The sequence below is a fragment of the Mesorhizobium sp. CA7 genome, assembly GCF_020165015.1.
Lineage (GTDB): Bacteria > Pseudomonadota > Alphaproteobacteria > Rhizobiales > Rhizobiaceae > Mesorhizobium.
In genome coordinates, this window is the sequence record NZ_JAIUHH010000019.1 from 24852 (window position 1) to 44881 (window position 20030).

A 20030-nucleotide genomic window follows, 5' to 3' on the forward strand; every position below is an offset into this window, starting at 1 on the left:
GGGGAGATGGCGTCCTGTCCGAGTCATGTGTCAACGGTGTGAATGGTGAGTGGTGAGTGGTGAGTGGTGAGTGGTGAGAAAGAAGGGCTTCGTTGCATTCACTATTGACTATTGACCATTCACCATTCACCGCGCCTAGCCGCCATACTTCTCCAGGAACGCCTCCGCCGACAGCTCGCGGAAATCGTCGAGTGCAGCGCGCAGCCTTGCATGGTCCCAGTCCCACCAGGCTAAAGCCTGGTAGCGCTCGGCGGTGCGGCGGTCGAAGCGCTCGCGGATCGGCTTCGCCGGCACGCCGCCGACGATTGTGTAGGGCGCGACATGCTTCGACACCACGGCGCCCGCGCCGACGGCCGCGCCATCGCCGACGGTGACGCCGGGCAGGATGGTCGAGCCATGGCCGAGCCAGGTGTCGTGGCCGATCGTGACGCGTTTGGCGCGGCGCTCGGCGAAGAACTCGCTTTCATGCTCGGCGTCGTCCCAATAATCGGAGGCGCGGTAGGTGAAGTGGTGCAGCGTCGGACGCCATGTCGGATGGTTGGTGGCGTTGATGCGCACGCTTGCCGCGATGTTGGAGAACTTGCCGATGGTCGCGCACCACACGGCGCAGTCCTGCATCATGTAGGAATAGTCGCCGAGCTCGCATTCGGCGACGCGGCTGCGCTCGGCGATCTCGGTCCAGCGGCCGAGCGTCGAGTTTTCGACCTGCGCCGTCGGATGGATCAGCGGCGCCTCCGAAAGCTTCTTCATGCGGCGATCTTTCCGGCGGCAAAGGCCGTGACGTCGATGACGCGGTCGGTGACAGCCTCGCGCACATCGAGGTCGTGGAAAATGCCGAGCAGGGCGACCCCCGCCGCCTTCTTGGCGGCGATGAGCTCGACCACGACATCGCGGTTCTTCGCGTCGAGCGAGGCGGTCGGCTCGTCGAGCAGCAGGATCGGATGCTCGGTGATGAAGCCGCGCGCGATGTTGACGCGCTGCTGCTCGCCGCCGGAGAAGGTCGCGGGCGGCAAGGCCCAGAGCTTTTCCGGCAGGTTGAGCTGCGCCAACAGGGCACGCGCTCTCGCCCGCGCGCTTTCCCTGTCCTCGCCGCGCTCGACCAGCGGCTCGGCGACGACGTCGAGCGCGGAAACGCGCGGGACGGTGCGCAGGAACTGGCTGACATAGCCGATGGTATGGCGGCGCACGGAAAGCACGGTGCGCGGGCTGGCGGAGGCGAGGTCGATCAGCCCGCCGCCATGCTGGACGATGATCTGACCTTCATCGACGGCGTAATTGCCGTAGAGCATCTTCAGGATCGAGCTTTTTCCGGCGCCGGACGGGCCGCCGAGCACGGCGCATTCGCCGGCGCGGATCGAGAAGGAGACACCCGTCACCACCGGCAGCGTGACGCCGTCGCGCAGATGCATGGTGAAGCTTTTGGCGACATCGGAGACAACGAGAGGAGTGGCCATCATCACACCTGCAGGATGGAAGAAACGAGAAGCTGGGTATAAGGCGCGCGCGGATCGTCGAGCACGCGGTCGGTGAGGCCGCTTTCGACGACGCGGCCGTCTTTCATCACCATCATGCGCTGCGACAGAAGCCGCGCCACGGCGAGGTCGTGGGTGACGACGATCGCCGCCAGCCCGAGATCGGTGACCAGCCCGCGCAACAGATCGAGCAGGCGCGCCTGCACAGAGACGTCAAGACCGCCGGTCGGCTCGTCCATGAACACCAGCCGCGGCCCAGTCACCAGGTTGCGGGCGATCTGCAGGCGCTGGCGCATGCCGCCGGAAAAGGCGCGCGGCTCGTCGTCGATGCGGTCCTCGTCGATCTCGACGCGCGACAGCCAGTCGACGGCGGTGGCGCGGATCCTGCCATAGTGGCGGTCGCCGACCGCCATCAGCCGCTCGCCGACATTGGCGCCGGCCGACACTGTCATGCGCAGCCCGTCCGCCGGGTTCTGGTGGACGAAGCCCCAGTCGGTGCGCATCAGGAAGCGGCGCTCGGCCTCGCTCATGCGGTAGAGCTCGCGCCATTGGCCGTCGCGCATGCGATAGCTGGCCGTGCCGGAGGAGGGCAGCAGGCGGGTCGACAGGCAGTTGAGCAGCGTGGTCTTGCCGGAGCCGGATTCGCCGACCACCGCCAGAACCTCGCCCGGCCAGAGGTCGAAGGTGACGTTCTCGCAGCCGATGCGCGAGCCGTAGAATTTGGACAGCGCCGAGACGCGGAGCAGCGGTTCGTCGGTCATTCGGCCTCCTTACCCTCCCCCTTGTGGGGAGGATCGGCGCGCAGCGCCGGGGTGGGGATTGAAGAAAGAGAAGATTGGCCGTTTTCCCCACCGGCGCCTTCGGCGCGACCTCCCCACGAGGGGGAGGTAGAGTCGGCGCGGCGCTTCTCGCAATGGTCGGTATCGGAGCAGACGAACATGTGGCCGCCATGGTCGTCGAGGATGACCTCGTCGAGATAGACATTCCCGGCGCCGCAGAGCGCGCAGGGCTGGTCGAAGGTCTGCACCTCGAAGGGATGGTCCTCGAAGTCGAGGCTGACGACGTCGGTGAAGGGCGGCACCGCATAGATGCGTTTCTCGCGGCCGGCGCCGAACAATTGCAAGGCGGGCGAGCGGTGCATCTTCGGATTGTCGAATTTCGGCGTCGGCGAAGGATCCATCACGTAGCGGCCCTCGACCTTGACCGGATAGGCGTAGGTGGTGGCGATGCGGCCGTGCCTGGCAATGTCCTCATAGAGCTTCACATGCATGAGGCCGTATTCCTCCAGCGCGTGCATCTTGCGCGTCTCGGTCTCGCGCGGCTCGAGGAAGCGCAGCGGCTCTGGGATCGGCACCTGGAAGACCAGCACCTGGCCCGCGGTCAGCGGATGCTCGGGGATGCGGTGCCGGGTCTGGATGATGGTGGCGGTTGCCGTGTCGGTGGTGACAGCGACATTGGCGACTTTCCTGAAGAAAGCGCGGATCGAAACGGCGTTGGTGGTGTCGTCGGCGCCCTGGTCGATGACTTTCAGCACGTCATCCGGGCCGATGATCGAGGCGGTGACCTGGACGCCGCCGGTGCCCCAGCCATAAGGCATCGGCATCTCGCGCGAGGCAAAGGGCACCTGATAGCCGGGAATGGCGATGCCCTTCAGGATGGCGCGCCGGATCATCCGCTTGGTCTGCTCATCGAGATAGGCGAAGTTGTAGGTGGCGATGTCGGTCATGGCGATCACGTCCGCTCTCTGCTATGAAATTGGCGCCCAAGACGCGGAAGGACGCCCGAATGGACTCTACCGGTTGGTTGCATCTTGGCGTGCTGCTGCTGGTGTTCGCCGGCTTCGCGACCTTTGCGCTGCGGAAAATGGTTCTCCCCGCGCCAAGGGAACCTCCGTACGGCGAGTCCTTCGGTGGCGGCGACTATACTGGCGGCTTCGGCGGGCATTCCGGTAGCGGACACTGAAGTCATTCCGCCGCCTCGCGCTTCTCCTCGGCGGCCTTGTCCTCGTTTTCCCGCGCTTCGTATTCGGCGCGCATGCGGCGAACCAGGCCGAGCTCGGCCTGGAAGTCGACATAATGCGGCAGCTTCAGATGCTCGACGAAACCGGTGGCCTGGACATTGTCGGAATGCGAGATGACGAATTCCTCGTCCTGCGCGGCGGCGACGACATCCTCGCCAAGCTCCGTGGCGCGCAGCGCCCGGTCGCACAGCGCCATCGCCATCGCCTTGCGCTCGCTCTGGCCGAAGACCAGGCCGTAGCCGCGCGTGAACTGCGGCGGCGCCTTGGCCGAGCCCTTGAACTGGTTGACCATCTGGCATTCGGTGACGCGGATGGAGCCGAGCGGCACGGCGAAGGGCAACTCCGGCACGTCGAGCTCCAGCTCGACCTCGCCAATGCGTATCTCGCCGACAAAGGGATGGTTGCGGGCGTAGCCGCGCTGCGTCGAATAGCCGAGCGCCAGCAGAAAACCTTCGTCGCCGCGCGACAACGCCTGCAGGCGGATGTCGCGCGCCATCGGGAATTGCAGCGGCTCGCGCGTGATGTCGCCGGGCACGTGGTCAAGCGGCATCTCGCCATCGGCCTCGATCAGGCCTTCATGGGCGAGGATCGCCGAAACGCGCGGCATGGCCTCCGGCTCGGCCGGACGCCGCGCCGGCATCTCGACCTCGGCGCCGGCGGCAAGCTCGGGATCGAGCAGGCGGTGCGTATAATCGAAGGTCGGGCCGAGCACCTGGCCGCCCGGCAGGTCCTTGTAGGTGGCCGAGACACGACGCTCGACCTGCATGGCGCCGGTGTCGACCGGATTGGTGTAGCCGAAGCGCGGCAGCGTGGTGCGGTAGGCGCGCACCAGAAAGATCGCCTCGATCATATCGCCGCGCGCCTGGGTAACGGCGAGAGCCGCGAGCTCGCGATCATAGAGCGAGCCTTCGCTCATCACCCGGTCGACGCCGAGCGCCAGCTGCTCGACAATCTGGTCGAGGCGCAGCGCCGGTACCGAGCGGTCGCCGCGGCGGCGGTCGGCAAGCAGGCGATGCGCATTGGCAATGGCGGCTTCGCCGCCTTTCACCGCGACATACATGTCATGCCTCCATCGTCTTGATGCGGGTGGTGCGCGGCAGGCAGGCAAGGTGGCCGGGCGCCGCCAGGATGATGTCGACGCCGCGCGGGAAACGCTGGTTGTTCTGCTTCCACTGCTCGACGAAATGGCGCGGCATGCCGGGAGGCGCGATCATCGACGTCTTTTCGATCCCCGGACCTTCGAGCAGCAGCGATGGGCCCGAGGCAAGATCGTCGACCAAGAGGATCAGCGTCGTCGAGCGGTCGGGATATTCTTGCGTGCCTTGCGCAAAACCATCGAGCGCCGCCATCTCCTTCGGATTGGCGATCAGGGCGAAATGCGCGTCGGCCGGCGTGTTTGCCGAGGGCGCGCCGGTGTGGAAGCCGAGCCAGGCCTTGACCGCGGCTTCCGCCTGCAGCGGCTGGTCGAGCCAGACCGGCGTGTCGTTGTCGCAGAGCGAGAGCGCCACGGCGCCGGCCGTCGCCGACAGCGGCGCCGGCGGGCGGGCGAGCTGCGGCAGCGGCTGGACGGTGCCGGGGCGGGCCATCGCGTCCATGATGGCGCGGAACACCGCCTGGGCGTTGAAGACCGGCTCCGCGAAGCCGCCGTCGATCGATTGCGTGGCGATATCCATCAGTCCTCTCCGCGCACCATGGTGAAGAAATCCACTTTCGTGGCCGCCGTTTCGACGCGCTTTGTCTCGCGCGCCGCAGCAAGCGCGGCGCGCAAGGGCGCGGCGAGCTTTGTCTCGACCGCCTCGCGGTGCGCTGGGTCCTGCCACAGCGCGTCAGCGATCGCCGCTAGCTTGGCTTTTCCCTTGTCGCGGCCAAGCGCATAGGAGTGGCCGACCTGGCCGGAGGGCAGCCGCACCGTGGCGCGGGTGACCGTCGCTTCGCCGACATTGAACGGTGCGCCACCGCCGCCGATCCGCCCGCGCACCGTCACCAATCCGGTTTCAGGACCGCGCAAAAGCTCGGCCTCGGAGGGCAGGCCCGACTCGTTCCACAGGCGAGCGATTTCATCGGCCGCGGCATGCGCCAGCGTCGCCATCAAGGCTTTCCGCCCGGCCTGCTCGCGCGCTTCCTGTCCTCGCATGGCATCGCTCCTTGCATAAAGAAATTTGTCTATTGATATAGACAACTATACAAATTATACTCACTTGGTAACGGGAGTCCATGACGGGTGGATGACAACGGGTGCAAAAGTTTAGGGTGATGACGTTGGGGGCGGGGAAATGACCGGGCTGGCAAGCAGCATCGAGAGGCGCAATGGCGTATCGCTATGGCGGCAGATCGCCGACAGGATCCTGCAGGCGATCGCCAATGGCGATTTCGCCGAGAATGCCGCGCTGCCGCCTGAAGTCGCGCTGGCCGAGCGCTACGGCGTCAACCGCCACACGGTGCGCAGCGCCATTGCAGCACTGGTGCAGGAAGGCGTGCTGAAGGCCGAGCAGGGACGCGGCACCTTCGTGTTGTCGCGCAAGCGGCTGTCCTATCCGATCGGCGCGCGGACGCGCTTCTCGACCGGGCTGCAGGGGCAGACGAGCGAGCGGCATATCGCGCTGCTGTCGTCGTCGACCGAGCCGGCCGGCCGGCGCATCGCCGAGGCGCTGGGCATCGCCAAAGGCGCTGCCGTCATCCGCCTGGAGACGCGCGGCGAGGCCGACGGTCATGCGGTGTCGCGCGCGACGACCTGGTTCGATGCCAAGCGCTTCGCCGGAATCGAGGCGGCAATGGCGGAAACGGGGTCGATCACCGCCTCACTGAAGCGCTTCGGCATCAACGATTATCTGCGGCATTCGACCGTGCTGTCGGCGCGCCATGCCGATGCCGACGACCTTGCAGCCCTCGATCTGCAGCCCGGCGCCATCGTGCTGGTCACCGTCGCCGTGAACGTCACGCTCGACGGTGAGCCGATCCAGTTCGCGGAGTCGCGCTTTCCGGCAGAGCGGGTGGAGCTGAAGTTGTCGGTGTTGTAGGGAGTGCCAGCCTTGTACGAGACCGTGATTGATCTGCTTCACGCTGATGTCAGGTCGCTTACTTGTCAGCGGCTTGGCGTTTGAGGCTCGCCTTCCCCCACTCCGTCTCGGCTTCGCCGAGCCACCTCTCCCCCCTCCGGAGGGAGAGGAAAGGAGCACGCTGGCGGCCGGAGAAGCAGTGTGTCCGGTTGAAGAGCGTTGGCTGCAAGGCTCGCACCCTTCCTCTCCCCCGTCGATCGGGGGAGAGGTGGCTCGGCGAAGCCGAGACGGAGTGGGGGGTCGACCTGTGCGGCGCTCCGTCAATTCGGGCTGAGTTCACCGCCTGTCATGTTATCACCCGACCTCAATGACCGCCTTGATCAGTCCTGACTTCTCGTGCGTCCATCGGGCAAGGTCGCGCGGCGTTCCGGCGAGCGTGGTGCGATGGGTGACGAGCTTGTTCAACGGCACAGCGCCGTTGCGGATCGAATCTGCGACATGGTCGAAATCGGCCTTCAGCGCGTTGCGGCTGCCGACCAGCATCATCTCGCGCTTATGGAATTCAGGGTCGGAGAAGGTGATGTCGTCCTTGACGACGCTGACCAGCACCAGCGTGCCGCCATGCGCGACGTGGGCGAAGGCCGACTGCACGGACTGGGTGTTGCCAGTCGCGTCGAACACGAGGTCGAACCCTTCGCCGGCTGTTGCCTGTTGGACCAGCTCGGCAGCCGGCGTCTTCGAGCTGTCCAGCGGGGCAAAGCCGAGCTGCTTCTCGGCGAAGCCGAGACGTTCAGCGCTCATGTCGAGTAGGCTGACATCCAGCCCGGCGATGCGCGCGAAGATCGCCGTGCCGAGGCCGATCGGGCCGGCGCCGATGACCAGCGTGCGCTGGCCGGGCAGCCCGAGCGATCGGCGCACGGCATGCGCGCCGATGGCCAGGAATTCGACCGCCGCGGCGTCGGCCAGCGACAGGCCGTTCGTCGGGTAGAGGTTCTGCGCCGGCACCAGAATTTCGTCGCACATGGCGCCGTCGCGATGGACGCCCAGCACCTCGATCTTCACGCAGCAGTTCGGCTTGCCGCGCCGGCAGGCAATGCATTTGCCGCATGAAAGATAGGGGTTGATGACGACCGGCTCGCCGACGCTGATCTCGACGCCTTCGCCCTTCTCGACGATCGTGCCGGCAACCTCATGGCCCATGATGCGCGGATAGGCCAGAAACGGGTGCTTGCCTTCGAAGATGTGGTAGTCGGTGCCGCAGATGCCGACATGGCTGACCGCAACGCGCGCCCAGCCGGGCGGCGGTGCGCCGGGCCCGGCGCGGTCTTCGAGGACAAGCTCGCCGGGCGAACGGCAGACAACGGCTTTCATATCGCAAATCCAGGCAAAGAGCGCCGGCGCCGCTCGAGCGGGGCCGGCGCGTTAGTTTCACGTAGGAGTCATTTGCCGCGACGACGCAGGCCGTCGAAGTAGACGATGACGATGATCAGCAGGCCGGTGATGACGCGCTGCCAGAAGGTGTTGACGTTGAGCAGGTTGGCGCCGTTGTTGATGGTCGAAAGGATGAAGGAGCCGATCAGCGGTCCATGCACGGAGCCGATGGCGCCGAACAGCGACGTGCCGCCGATCACCGACGAGGCGATGGCCTGAAGCTCATAGGTGTCGCCCTGCGTGGGGTTGCCGATGCCGATGCGCGAGGCCAGCAGCACGCCGACGATGGCGGCAAGCAGGCCGGACAGGATGTAGGCCATGAAGATGGTCCGCGGCACGTTGACGCCGGACAGACGCGCGGCCTCGGCGTTGGAGCCGACCGAGAACAGGTAGCGGCCCCAGCGCGTGTGGTGCAGGAAGACGTAGGACGGAATGGCGACCAGGATCACCATCCAGAACAGGTAGGGAATGCCCGCGAGCGAGCCGCGCGAGAAAGCCTGGAACGAGTCGCTGTTGATGGAGATCGAGTTGCCGTTCGTCATCAGGAGGCCGATGCCGCGCAGCGAGGTCATGGTGGCCAAGGTGATGATGAAGGGCGGCAGGCCCATCTTGACGATGCCGAAGCCGTGGAAGAGGCCGATGGCGACGCCCACCAGCAGCGTGATCAGCACCGCGGCCCAGATCGGCCAGCCGGCGTTGATCAAAAGCGCGACAATGACGGTGGTGAAGCCGACCACCGCGCCGACCGACAGATCGATGCCGCCGGTGATGATGACGAAGGTCTGGCCGACGGCGAGGATGGCGATCAGCGATCCCTGACGCAGAAGGTTGGTGATGTTGAGCGTCGTGGCGAAGGACGGCGTGGCGACGGCCAGCACGATCCACATCAGGAGCAAAAGGCCAAGCAGCGTCAGGCCGAAGAGGGCGTTGAAATTGCGCTTGGGTTTTTCGGCGGGGATCGCCTCGGTGCTCATTTTTGTCCTCCCGACTTTTCTTGTTTCTCGGCCAGTGCCTGACCCAAAATATCCTCGTGGCTGGCGGTCCGGAAACCATGGGTCGCGACCAGCTTGCCGCGCCGGAACACGTGCAGCGTATCGGCAAGCTCATAGACTTCCGGCAGATAGGACGAGATCAGGATGATGCCGGCGCCCTTGGACAAGAGCGTCGAGAACAGGCGGTAGATCTCGGCCTTGGTGCCGACATCGACGCCCACCGTCGGCTCGTCGAAGATGAACAGCTTGGCGCCATGCGCCAGCCATTTGCCGATGACGATCTTCTGCTGGTTGCCGCCCGACAGGCTGGAGGCGAGCGCATGGCGCGTCGGCGTCTTGATGCGCAGGTCGGCGATCTGGCGGTCGGCCTCGGCCTTCTCCTTGGCGCCGGAGATCAGAAAATTGCTGGAGATGCGCTTGTAGATAGGCAGGTTGAGGTTGATGCCGACCGGCAAATTGAGGCACAGACCCTGGTCGCGGCGGCTTTCCGGGGCCAGCGCCATGCCGAGCCGGATCGCATCGTGCTCGGAGTTGACCTGGACCTCCTTGCCTTGCCAGAGAATCTGGCCGGCCGACTTCCTGTGGCGGCCGTAAAGCGTGGTGACGAACTCGCTGCGGCCGGCACCGATCAGGCCATAGAGGCCGACGATCTCGCCGGCGCGCACGGTCACCGAGACATTCTCGAAGCCTTTGCCCGAAAGGTTCCTCGTCTCGACAATCGTGGCGCCGGGGGTGAAATGTTCCTTGTGGTAGATCTGCTCGATCGAGCGGTTGATCATCAGCTTGACCAGTTCGGGCTCGTCGGTCTCGGCGATGTTGCGGGTGCCGACCAGAGTGCCGTCGCGCAGCACGGAAACGCGGTCGGCGAGCTCGAACACTTCCTCCATGCGGTGGCTGATATAAATGATGGTGACGCCTTCGCCTTTGAGCCGGCGGATCAGCTTGAAGAGCTGGTCGGCCTCCTTGCGGGTGAGATAAGCGGTAGGCTCGTCGAAGATCAGGAATTTTGTCCCGCGCACGGTAGCGCGGGCGGCGGCGATCAGCTGCTGCTGCCCGATGGTGAGATCGCCGAGCATGACATGCGCCGGCAAGTCGAAGCCCAGCCCGTCGATGATCTTCTGCGCGTCCTTGACCATGGCGCGCTGCTGCAGGAGGCCGAAGCGTGACTCCTCCTCGCCGAGGAACATGTTGGCGGCGACGGTGAGATGGCGGCAGAGCACCACCTCCTGGTGGACGGCGTTGATGCCCAGCGCCATCGCCTCATGCGGCGTGGCCAAGGCGGTCGGCTTGCCTTCCCAGATCACCTCGCCGGAAGTGCGCGGCATGACGCCGGTCAGAAGCTTGATGAGGGTCGACTTGCCGGCGCCGTTCTCGCCGACGATGGCGTGGATCTCGCCTGCCTTGAAGGCAAGATGCACAGGCTTCAGCGCATGCGTGCCGGGGTAGCGCTTTTCCAGGCCGTTGAGCTCGAGGATCGTCCTGCCCGGTTCCAGCGTGGGGGCCGGATGCAATTCCTGCGCCGTCGACGTCATGACAATCCTCCCAGATTGGTCTCAACCATTGGGTACGCAGCGATGCGTCTGGCGCGCATCTTGAAGGCGGAGCCTAAATCGGGCCGGCGAATTTCCAAATCGCCCCGATGGATGTTTCCGGGGCGCGAGGCCCCGGAAACGACTGTCGCGATGCTGCTCACTTGAGCTTCGGGTTGAGCAGCGCGTCGATCTTGGGATCCTTCATGTTGTCCTTGGTGACGAGGTTCGCGCCGGTGTCGACATTGGCCTCGACCTTCTCGCCCTTCGAGGCGGCCAAGGCGGTCTTGATACCGTCATAGCCCATCCGGTACGGATCCTGGACGACCAGGCCCGAGATGACGCCGTCATTGAGGAACTTGATCAGCTTTTCGTCGCTGTCGAAGCCGATCAGCGCCACCTTGCCGCCGAGATTGTTTTCGGCGATCGCCTGGCCGACGCCCTGCGCCATGATCAGGTTCGAGGCGAAGATGCCCTTGAGGTCCGGATTGGCGGTGATCAGGTCGGTCGCGATGTTGAGGCCGGTGGTGGCCTGGCCGTCGGCATATTTGTCGGCGACAAGCTCGAGGCCCGGATACTTGGCCTTGATCTGTTCGATGAAGCCTTGCTTGCGCTGCTCGAGCGAGCCGGCGCCGGGAAGTGCCGTGATCAGCGCGACTTTGCCTTCCACCTTGCCGCCGTTGGCGGCGCCGATTGCGGCGGCGAGGCCGTCAGCGGCGACGCGGCCGCCCTGCACGTTGTCGGTGGTCAGGAAGGAGGTGAAGGCCTTGGAATCGGCGCCGGAGTCGATGCCGATGACCTTGACCTTGGAGGCAGCCTCGTCGATCGGCTTGCCGAGCGCCTTGAACTCGGTCGGCGAGATGACGACGGCCGCCGGGTTGCTGGCGACGGCGTTTTCCAGGATCGAGATCTGGCCGTTGACGTCGGTTTCGGCCTGGGCGCCGAGTTCCGGCACGTTGACGCCGAGATCCTTGCCGGCCTTGCGGGCGCCGGCCAGAACGATCTGCCAGTAGAAGGATGTGGTATCCTTGACGATGATCGGAATGGTCACGTCGGCCGCCGAGGCGGGCGCGGAATGCATTGCGCCGGCGAGCATCGAAGCGGCGGCCAAAGCCACGAAGGCGCGGCGGTTGAGAAGGCTGGTCACGAATTTCATTAGGTTCCTCCCTAAGTCGCCTGGTGAAGGTTGCGGAAGCTCCATCTGGATAGGCGCGGCCCAAACAGAACTTTATCAATAAAAAACAGATACCGTTTTTTGATAGAGCATTGCCGTGACCGATGCAAGCGATGTCTGCTGCCGTGCGCGATGCGGGCTAAGTCCGTTCGGCTCGTCCCTGGGCAGTGCTCGGATGCTCCCGTTCCTCCTTATCGGCATGGAACAATAATTTCATATTTCTGTCAATATGGAATATTCATTCCATAGAAAAGCCTGCACGGTTGTGAAGGTCGCCTCCTGTTGTCGGGGGGCGCTTCCGACGCGATAACGGCCTTTGATTAAAGCGTCGCGCCGAGATGCCACGGCACGAATTCGTTGTCGCCGTAGCCGAACGCCTCGCTCTTGGTCTTGCGGCCGGACGCCGTCTCGATGATCAGCTCGAAGATCTCGCGGCCCATGCCGGCGATGGTCTTCTCGCCCGAGGCGATAACCCCGCAATTGACGTCCATGTCCTCTTCCATCTGGTGATACATGGTCGAATTGGTGGCGACCTTGATCGACGGCGTCGGCCGGCAGCCAAAGCAGGAGCCGCGGCCGGTGGTGAAGACGATGACATTGGCGCCGCCGGCGACCTGGCCGGTGGCCGAGACCGGGTCGTAGCCGGGCGTGTCCATGAACACCAGGCCGCGGCCCGAGACTTTCTCGGCATAGCCGAAGACGCCGTTGAGCGGCGTCTGGCCGCCCTTGGCGACCGCGCCCAGCGATTTCTCGAGGATCGTGGTCAGGCCGCCGCGCTTGTTGCCGGGCGAGGGATTGTTGTCGATCGAGGCGCCGTGCTTGGCGGTATGGTCCTCCCACCACTTCACAAAGCCGTCAAGCTTGGCGGCGATCTCGGGCGAGGCGGCGCGGTAGGCCAGCAGATGCTCGGCGCCGTAGATCTCGGTCGTCTCCGACAAGATGCCGATGCCGCCGCAGTCTGCCAGGATATCGACGGCGGCGCCCAATGCCGGATTTGCTGTGATGCCGGACATGCCGTCCGAGCCGCCGCATTGCAGCCCGACAACGATCTCCGAGACCGGGATCGGCTCACGCTGCAGCTGGCCCACTTCCTCGGCGATCTCGGCCAGAACGCCCATCGCGCGCTCGACCGATTTGCGCGAGCCGCCGGCTTCCTGGATGTTGAAATGCCGCTTTCCCGCGGCCACGCCCTTCTGGCCGTAAAGCGTGAGTTGGTTGACCTCGCAGCCCAGGCCCACCATCAGCACGCCGCCGAAATTCGGATGGCGCGCATAGCCGGCTAAAGTGCGGTGCAGAACCATCATGCCGTCGCCGGTGGCGCTCATGCCGCAGCCCTGGCCGTGCACGATCGGCACGAAGCCGTCGATGCCGGGATATTTCGGCAGAAGTGTGCGGTTGGCTTCGTCCGCAATGGCGTGGCAGACGGTCGACGAGCAATTGACGCTGGCGATGATGCCGATGAAGTTGCGCGTGCCGGAGCGCCCATCGGCGCGGCGGTAGCCCATGAAGGTACGCTTGCGGTCGGCCTCGGTGGCGTGCTCGGCCTCGCTCGGCGGCACCACCGGCAAGCGGCCGCTCTCGAAAACCAGATTGTGCGAATGAACATGCTCGCCGGGCGCGATGTCTTGCGTGGCGCGGCCGATCGCCTGGGCGTATTTCACAACCGCTTCGCCCGCCGGGATCGGCTTGATCGCCACCTTGTGGCCCGGCTCGATCACGGCAGTCGCGGTTGCGCCGCCCGGCAATGGCGTTCCAATCTCGATGCGCCCGTTGGCAACGGCGACATTATCGGAGGGTGAGAGAAGGATGGTGTTTGCAACGTTCACGGGCGGCTGTCCTGGGTGATCCTGGGAATGCGGGCGGATTGACTTGCGCCCGTTTAAAGGTAATGTCTTTTATCGGGAAAAAACAATTTTGCGTCAATTGTTTTTTCGCTCGGTCGGCGCTCGTCTTTTGGACGCCCGCGCCGCCCGTTTGGCAAGCCGGCGAAAAGCGTTCCGCTTTTCGGAGGCTTGCGCCAGAGCAATTCCAGGAAAAGGGCGTAGCGGCTTTCCGTCCGGAATTGCGCAGAAACAAAGATTTAGCGCAGTTCGGCGATTCCGAGAAACGCTGAACTGCTCTAGGAACACCGATCATATCGCGTTTCCGGCAGGCCGCCGCAAGCGTTGGGGGATACGGGGCATGTCGAAAAGCAACAATGTCTACAAGGACGCCTTCAACCGCTGCCTCAGGTTGCTCGACGAGACCAAGAGCCTGCCGTCGGAGCCTGAGCTCGGCACGCTGCTCGGCGTCAGCCGCACCACGGTGCGCAGCATCCTTGCGCGCATGGAAGAAACCGGGCTTATCGACTGGAACAAGCGTAATAAGACCGTGCTCAGGGCGCCGCGGTCCGAGGACTTCTTCCCCGAGGAGGAGACCGACTCGCTGGCCGAGATCATCGAGCGCTCTTTCATGCGGCGTCTGCTTGCGGGAGGCGCCGAAGCCGGCATGCAGATCAACGAGCTGGAGCTGGCGCGCGAGATCGGCGTCGGCACCACCAGCGTGCGCGAATTCCTGATCCGCTTCTCGCGCTTCGGGCTGATCGAGAAGCGGCGCAACAGCCACTGGGTGCTGAAGGGTTTCACGCGCGCCTTCGCGCTGGAGCTGACCGAGATCCGCGAGATTTTCGAGCTGCGTTCGGCGGCGGCTTTCGCCGCGCTGCCGGAAGATAGCGCCGTATGGGCCGATCTTGACCGGCTGGAGCTCGAGCATCGCCAGCTCGCCAGCGAGATCGCCACGCGCTTCAACGAATTCTCCGAGCTCGACGAGCGCTTCCACCGGCTGATCCACCGCGCCTCGCACAATCGCTTCATCGTCGACTTCTACGATGTCATCGCGATGATCTTCCATTACCACTATCAGTGGAACAAGGCTGAGGAGCGCCAGCGCAACGAGGTCGCTATTCAGGAGCATCTCGCCTATATCGCGGCGCTGAAATCGCGCGATCCCGGCAAGGTGGACGCCGCCTGTCGCAAGCACCTGAAGTCGGCGCGCCAGACGCTGCTGACCTCCATTCCCGAAGGGCGGCAGATGCAGCCCGCCTAGGGTCTGTCGAGATTCAGGTGATGCCGGCCTGCGAAGGGCGGCTTCCTGCGCTTCCGGTGCTCACGTACCTTAAGTACGCTCCGCTCCGGTTCTCGGAAGCCACCATTCTCGGCTCGGCCTGACCTGAATCTCGACAGACCCTCACGCATGTCGTCCAGAAGCGTGCAGCGGTTTTGGGACAACGACATGCATAAAAACAAGCGCGTCGCGCCGCGTTGCCGCAGCGCGGTTTTGCCGATTTCCCGCGCGCATTCCCCGTGCTACCGTCGACGCGTTTCCGGGAGAGGCTTTGCGTTGGGTATCCGGCTGAGACGATGGAGCATGCCGGCCGCGTTCGTCGCGGCGCTGCTTCTATTGCTGCAGTCCTCTCTCGGCGCTTTCGCCTTCGGCGCGCCTTCGCAGGTCGACGCCTTCGGCAACGTCATCTGCACGCATGAAGGGGCTGTAAAACTCCCCGGCGGCGATCCCCACCAACAACATCTGCCGGCCTGCTGCTCGCTCGGCTGCAACATGGTTTCGGCGGCGCATATGCCGCCGCCGGAGGCCGTCGCCCTGGCCAGGACCCAGCTTTTCGAAGCCGTCGCCTTCCAGCTTCCGGCCTTCCGGCACCAGGATTTCGCCCGCGACCGCTCTCCGGCCAATCCGCGCGCGCCGCCGGCGATGGTCTGATCCGCGGAACCTTCCGCAGGCCTATTCATCCAAAGATCAGACTGTTCGCGGCCGCATTCCGGCGCGATCCCGTACTCATGGAGCAACCATGTCCAATCTTCTTCCCAAAGCGCAAGCCTTCGCCCTTCGCGGCGCGCCGCCGTTTCACCTCCCGCTGCGCGTTGGCCTTGCCGTGCTCAGCCTTTTCTTTCTCTTGGCCTGCATTCCCGCCGCCCTAGCGCATGAGTTCAAGGTCGGCGATCTCGAGATCGAGCATCCCTGGTCGCGGGCGACGCCGCCGGGCGCCAAGGTGGGCGGCGGCTATTTCACCGTGATCAACAAGGGCAGCGCGCCGGACCGGCTGCTGTCGATCTCCTCCGACATCTCCGAAAAGGCCGAACTGCATGAGATGGGCGTCAAGGACGGCGTCATGACCATGCGGCCGGTCGAGGGCGGGCTGGAGATCCCGGCCGGCGGCAAGGTCGCGCTGAAGCCGGGCGCCTATCACCTGATGTTCACCGGCTTGAAGCGGCAGCCGAAGCAGGGCGAGAAATTCTCCGCGACGCTGACCTTCGAGAGGGCGGGCAGCGTCACCGTCGACTTCGCCGTCGAAGGTATCGGCGAGACGGGCAGTGGCGATATGGGCGACATGGATCACGCCGAGTAATCCGCCAATTCGAAATCAGAGGGACAATTCATGAAAAAGTATGTTTTGGCGGCGGGCGCGCTTTGCGCGCTCGGGACCAATGCCGCGCTCGCCCACATCACGCTCGAAACGCAGGAAGCGGCCGTCGGCTCGACCTACAAGGCCGTCTTGCGCGTGCCGCATGGCTGCGAGGGCAAGGCAACGACCGCGGTGCGTGTGCAGATACCCGAAGGCGTCATCGCGGTGAAGCCGATGCCCAAGCCCGGCTGGACGCTGCAGATCAAGAAGGGCAAATACGAGAAATCCTACCAGCTCTATGGCGAGACGCTGACCACCGGCGTGAAGGAAGTCGACTGGAGCGGCGGCAATCTGCCCGACGAATTCTATGACGAGTTCGTCTTCCGCGCCTCGCTGGCGGCCGATCTGCCGGCCGGCCAGATGCTCTATTTCCCGGTGGTGCAGGAATGCGGCGACGCCGCCGAGCGCTGGATCGAGATCCCGGCGGCCGGCCAGGACGAGGACGCCTTTGAAACGCCTGCGCCCGGCATCAAATTGCTGCCGAAGAAATGATCTCTGTTGGCGCGCTCCCTTGGGATGCGCCAACATTTCCAGTTATGACGGCATGAACGCAGCACTGCCTTCCTCGATGAACCGCATGCTTGCCGGCTCGCTTGTCTGGCTGGCGGCAATGCTCGTGGCGATGGCGCTGCTCGTCGTGCCCGGCCGCGCTTTGGCGCATGCGGCGCTGGTCGCGACCGATCCGGCCGACGGCGCCGTGCTGACGCAAAGTCCCGGCAAATTCTCGCTGACCTTCAGCGAGCCCGTCTCGCCGCTGGTGCTGACGCTTGTGCGGCCGGACGGCTCGCAGCTTGCGCCGACATCTTTCCGTCTCAAGGACCGGACCGTCGAGATCGACAATCCCGAAGCGCTCAAATCCGGCACGCATGTGCTGAGTTGGCGGGTCGTGTCGGTCGACGGCCATCCGGTCGGCGGCTCAGCACTGTTTTCCATAGGCGCGCCAAGCGCGGCACCAGTGGCGGGCGAGGCCGTCGACTGGGTGCTGCGGACGGCGATCTGGCTCGGCAAGCTGTTTCTCTATACCGGACTTTTTCTCGGCATCGGCGGCGCGTTCGCACTTGCCTGGCTGGCCGAGGACCGGCGCCGCGGCCGACGCTTCGTCATCGCGGCGCTTCTTATCGGTCTCGTCGGAGCGCCGCTTTCGCTCGGCCTGCAGGGGCTGGATGCGCTCGGCGCGCCGCTCGCCCGGTTTGCGACACCGGCTGTCTGGAAGACCGCGCTCGAGACGAGCTTCGTCTGGACGGTGCTGCTCGGCCTGATCGCGCTCGGCTTGGCTTTGCTTTCTCTTGCCGGACCGTCGGGCTCGCGCAAGCTGGCGGCGTCCGTAGCACTGCTCGGTGTTGGCGCGGCCCTTGCCGCGAGCGGTCACGCCAGCGCCGCCGAACCGCAATGGCTGACGCGGCCGCTGGTATTCCTGCACGGCACCGCGATCGCCTTCTGGGCGGGTGCGCTGGCGCCGCTCGGCCTCGCGCTGCGGCAGCAGCCGGCGGAAGCGAAAGTCTTTCTGCGGCGCTTCTCGCGCGCGATCCTGCCGGTCGTGGCTGTCCTTGCCGCCAGCGGCATCGTGCTGGCGATCATCCAGCTGCAGCAGCCGGCAGCGTTGATCCATACCGCTTATGGCCGGCTGCTGCTGCTCAAGCTCACCCTGCTGCTCTTCCTGTTCACGTTGGCCTCCATCAACCGCTGGACGTTGACAGCGCCCGCCGTGGCCGGCGACACCGAGGTGCAGCGGCGGATGGTGCGCTCGATCGGCATCGAGATGCTGATCGCGCTCGCCATTTTCGGCGTCGCCGCCGGCTGGCGCTTCACCCCGCCGCCACGCGCGTTGGCGATCGCCGCCGCGCAACCGGTTTCGATCCACATCCACACGCTGAAGGCGATGGCCGATCTCGGCATCACGCCGGGCCATGCCGGCGAGGTTGCCGCTTCGATGATGATCATGACCGGCGAATTCGGGCCGCTCGACGCCAAGGAGGTGACGCTGGTGCTGTCGAAGCCGGATTCCGGCATCGAGCCGATCAAGCGGCCGGCGAGAAAATCCGGCGACGGCACCTGGCGTATCGACAATCTCGTCATCCCGCTGCCGGGCCGCTGGGACGCCCGGCTCGATATCCTCGTTTCGGACTTCGAGGTGGTGAAGATCGAGGCGCCAATTAATATTCGCGCAGAGTGAAATTGAGAGTGAATGGTGAATAGTGAATGGTGAATAGCAGGCGATTTTCGTTTCCGCGTCGCGACGGCGTTCGCCTGTCCATTTCACTATTCACCATTCACCATTCGCCCTCAGTCTTCACCCTCGGTCTCACCGATCTCGACACAATTCGGCGAGACGGTTGACGCAGCCGCCAAGGCCCGTCATTCATCTGGGAAAGGCGTTCTCCAGGACGCAACCCACAACAAGCATCCGAACGCAGGGAAGAAACGATGGAAAAAGCCGAAATCGGCCTGATCGGCCTTGGCACGATGGGTTCCAACCTGGCGCTCAACATCGCCGAGCACGGGCACCGCATCGCCGTCTTCAACCGCACGGCATCGCGCACCGACGCCTTCGTCGAGAGCGCCGGTTCGCTGAAGGACATGGTCGTTCCCTGCTACAGCCTGGAGGAACTTGCCGCGGCGATCCGCCCGCCGCGGCCGATCATCATCATGGTGCTGGCCGGTAAGCCGGTCGATGAGCAGATCGCGGCGTTGCGCGGCGTGCTTTCCGACAACGACATCGTCATCGATGCCGGCAACGCCAATTTCCGCGACACGATGCGCCGCTTCTCGGAGCTGTCCGGCTCGGGCCTGACCTTCATCGGCATGGGCGTGTCGGGCGGTGAGGAGGGCGCGCGGCACGGCCCCTCGATCATGGTCGGCGGCAGCGAAGAGTCCTGGAAGCGCGTCGAGAAGGTGCTGACGGCGATCTCGGCCAAGTTCAAGGACGAGCCCTGCGCCGCCTGGCTCGGCACCGACGGCGCCGGCCATTTCGTCAAGACTATCCACAACGGCATCGAATATGCCGACATGCAGATGATCGCCGAGATCTACGGCATCTTGCGCGACGGCCTGGGCATGGCGCCGAAGGAGATCGGCAAGGTCTTCGAAGAATGGAACAAGGGCCGGCTCAACTCCTACCTGATCGAGATCACCGCAAAAGTTCTCGCCGCCGACGATCCCAAGACCGGCAAGCCGGTTGCCGACATTATCCTCGACCGTGCCGGGCAGAAGGGCACCGGCAAATGGTCGGTCATCGAAGCGCAGCAGCTCGGCATTCCGGCAACGGCGATCGAGGCGGCGGTCGCGGCGCGCGTGCTGTCGTCGCTCAAGGACGAGCGACAGGCGGCGGAAAAGGCCTACGGCAATATCGGTGTCGAAAAGATCTCCGGCGACAAGGGCGCGCTGCTCAAGGACCTGGAGCTGGCATTGTTCGCCGGCAAGATCGCGGCTTACGCGCAAGGCTTCGCGGTGATGAGCGGCGCCTCCAAGGAATTCAACTGGAACTTGCCGATGCCGACCATCGCCAAGATCTGGCGCGCCGGCTGCATCATCCGCTCGCAGATGCTCGACACGATGGCCGAGGCGTTCGGTTCGGGCAGCGCTTCCACCAATCTGCTGATGGCGCCGGCCTTCATCGCCATGATGAAGGAGGCGCATCCGTCGCTGAGGCGCGTCGTGGCGCGCGCTTCCGAAGCCGGCTCGCCGGTGCCGGCGCTGTCGTCGGCGCTCGCCTATTTCGACAGCTACCGCCAGGGACGCGGCACCTCAAACCTGATCCAGGCGCAGCGCGACTTCTTCGGCGCGCACGGCTTCGAGCGCATCGGGGAAGAGGGGGCGTTTCATGGTCCATGGGGGAGTGGGGCCGCCTAGGGCCAGGTGAGGCCGGCCTGCAAATGGCGGCTTCCTGCGCTTCCGGTGCTCACGTACTTTAAGTACGCTCCGCTCCGGTTCTCGGAAGCCACCATTTTCGACTCGGCCTGA

The 20030-nt window shown here is 64.9% G+C and carries 19 protein-coding genes and 1 pseudogene; 8 read left to right on the forward strand and 12 right to left on the reverse strand.

Features of this window, described 5'->3' with window-relative positions:
* Positions 1–135 precede the first annotated feature (135 nt).
* The 4 genes and pseudogenes from LB552_RS24960 to LB552_RS24975 all read right to left on the reverse strand — a co-directional run.
* Positions 136–750, reverse strand: a complete 615-nt coding sequence (locus LB552_RS24960) for a DapH/DapD/GlmU-related protein (protein ID WP_224610819.1) — start codon at positions 748–750, stop codon at positions 136–138.
* Complete coding sequence (gene phnL / locus LB552_RS24965; RefSeq protein WP_224610821.1) at positions 747–1454, reverse strand: phosphonate C-P lyase system protein PhnL; 708 nt, start codon at positions 1452–1454, stop codon at positions 747–749. Before phnL ends, LB552_RS24960 begins: the two co-directional genes overlap by 4 nt.
* 2 nt (positions 1455–1456) lie before the next feature.
* The gene (gene phnK, locus LB552_RS24970; RefSeq protein WP_224610823.1) at positions 1457–2233 is read right to left on the reverse strand and encodes a phosphonate C-P lyase system protein PhnK; all 777 of its coding nucleotides are present in this window, start codon (positions 2231–2233) and stop codon (positions 1457–1459) included.
* Positions 2234–2364: 131 nt separating this feature from the next.
* Positions 2365–3198 (reverse strand): annotated as a pseudogene (locus tag LB552_RS24975) (alpha-D-ribose 1-methylphosphonate 5-phosphate C-P-lyase PhnJ); the annotation flags it as partial.
* Positions 3199–3257: 59 nt separating this feature from the next.
* On the opposite strand from LB552_RS24975, the gene LB552_RS24980 reads away from it, so the two are divergent.
* Positions 3258–3434, forward strand: a complete 177-nt coding sequence (locus tag LB552_RS24980; RefSeq protein WP_224610825.1) for a hypothetical protein — start codon at positions 3258–3260, stop codon at positions 3432–3434.
* A gap of 2 nt (positions 3435–3436) precedes the next feature.
* Here LB552_RS24980 and LB552_RS24985 read toward each other — a convergent pair whose 3' ends face one another.
* The 3 genes from LB552_RS24985 to phnG are packed head-to-tail and all read right to left on the reverse strand — an operon-like array spanning position 3437 to position 5626.
* Positions 3437–4552 carry a carbon-phosphorus lyase complex subunit PhnI gene (locus LB552_RS24985; RefSeq protein ID WP_224610827.1) on the reverse strand — a complete coding sequence of 372 codons (1116 nt, stop codon included), beginning with the start codon at positions 4550–4552 and terminating at the stop codon, positions 3437–3439.
* Between the two features lies 1 nt (position 4553).
* A complete protein-coding gene (phnH, locus tag LB552_RS24990; protein ID WP_224610829.1) occupies positions 4554–5165 on the reverse strand; it encodes a phosphonate C-P lyase system protein PhnH in 612 nt (203 codons plus the stop codon).
* On the reverse strand, positions 5165–5626 hold the full coding sequence (gene phnG / locus LB552_RS24995) for a phosphonate C-P lyase system protein PhnG (RefSeq protein ID WP_140544525.1): 462 nt from the start codon (positions 5624–5626) through the stop codon (positions 5165–5167). The genes phnH and phnG overlap by 1 nt, the downstream gene beginning before the upstream one ends.
* A 139-nt stretch (positions 5627–5765) precedes the next feature.
* Between phnG and phnF the strand changes: the two genes are divergently transcribed.
* Positions 5766–6509 carry a phosphonate metabolism transcriptional regulator PhnF gene (phnF, locus tag LB552_RS25000; protein ID WP_224610831.1) on the forward strand — a complete coding sequence of 248 codons (744 nt, stop codon included), beginning with the start codon at positions 5766–5768 and terminating at the stop codon, positions 6507–6509.
* A 333-nt stretch (positions 6510–6842) separates the two neighbouring features.
* Here the strand turns inward: phnF and LB552_RS25005 are convergent, their stop codons facing one another.
* The 5 genes from LB552_RS25005 to LB552_RS25025 form a co-directional block, all read right to left on the reverse strand.
* Complete coding sequence (locus LB552_RS25005) at positions 6843–7859, reverse strand: zinc-binding alcohol dehydrogenase family protein (RefSeq protein WP_224606817.1); 1017 nt, start codon at positions 7857–7859, stop codon at positions 6843–6845.
* Between the two features lie 68 nt (positions 7860–7927).
* Positions 7928–8893: an ABC transporter permease gene (locus tag LB552_RS25010; RefSeq protein WP_224532065.1), complete on the reverse strand. Its 966-nt coding sequence runs from the start codon at positions 8891–8893 to the stop codon at positions 7928–7930.
* A complete protein-coding gene (locus LB552_RS25015) occupies positions 8890–10443 on the reverse strand; it encodes a sugar ABC transporter ATP-binding protein (RefSeq protein WP_224532064.1) in 1554 nt (517 codons plus the stop codon). The genes LB552_RS25010 and LB552_RS25015 overlap by 4 nt, the downstream gene beginning before the upstream one ends.
* A gap of 157 nt (positions 10444–10600) precedes the next feature.
* A complete protein-coding gene (locus LB552_RS25020) occupies positions 10601–11596 on the reverse strand; it encodes an ABC transporter substrate-binding protein (protein WP_095769220.1) in 996 nt (331 codons plus the stop codon).
* A 338-nt stretch (positions 11597–11934) separates the two neighbouring features.
* Positions 11935–13440: a UxaA family hydrolase gene (locus LB552_RS25025; protein WP_095769221.1), complete on the reverse strand. Its 1506-nt coding sequence runs from the start codon at positions 13438–13440 to the stop codon at positions 11935–11937.
* Positions 13441–13795: 355 nt separating this feature from the next.
* Here LB552_RS25025 and LB552_RS25030 point away from each other — a divergent pair, with 355 nt between their 5' ends.
* The 6 genes from LB552_RS25030 (at position 13796) to gndA (ending at position 19919) form a co-directional block, all read left to right on the forward strand.
* Positions 13796–14698, forward strand: coding sequence for a GntR family transcriptional regulator (locus LB552_RS25030; protein WP_095769222.1), 903 nt, complete (start codon positions 13796–13798; stop codon positions 14696–14698).
* A gap of 321 nt (positions 14699–15019) precedes the next feature.
* On the forward strand, positions 15020–15367 hold the full coding sequence (locus tag LB552_RS25035) for a DUF2946 family protein (RefSeq protein ID WP_140845197.1): 348 nt from the start codon (positions 15020–15022) through the stop codon (positions 15365–15367).
* A gap of 88 nt (positions 15368–15455) precedes the next feature.
* Positions 15456–16013 carry a copper chaperone PCu(A)C gene (locus LB552_RS25040; RefSeq protein WP_224610832.1) on the forward strand — a complete coding sequence of 186 codons (558 nt, stop codon included), beginning with the start codon at positions 15456–15458 and terminating at the stop codon, positions 16011–16013.
* 30 nt (positions 16014–16043) lie between these two features.
* Positions 16044–16562: a YcnI family protein gene (locus tag LB552_RS25045; RefSeq protein WP_224610833.1), complete on the forward strand. Its 519-nt coding sequence runs from the start codon at positions 16044–16046 to the stop codon at positions 16560–16562.
* Positions 16563–16680: 118 nt separating this feature from the next.
* Positions 16681–18243, forward strand: a complete 1563-nt coding sequence (locus LB552_RS25050; protein ID WP_411966403.1) for a copper resistance CopC/CopD family protein — start codon at positions 16681–16683, stop codon at positions 18241–18243.
* Between the two features lie 188 nt (positions 18244–18431).
* Positions 18432–19919 (forward strand): NADP-dependent phosphogluconate dehydrogenase, encoded by a 1488-nt coding sequence (gndA, locus tag LB552_RS25055; RefSeq protein WP_318012066.1) that lies wholly within the window; start codon positions 18432–18434, stop codon positions 19917–19919.
* The last annotated feature ends 111 nt before the right edge of the window (positions 19920–20030 follow it).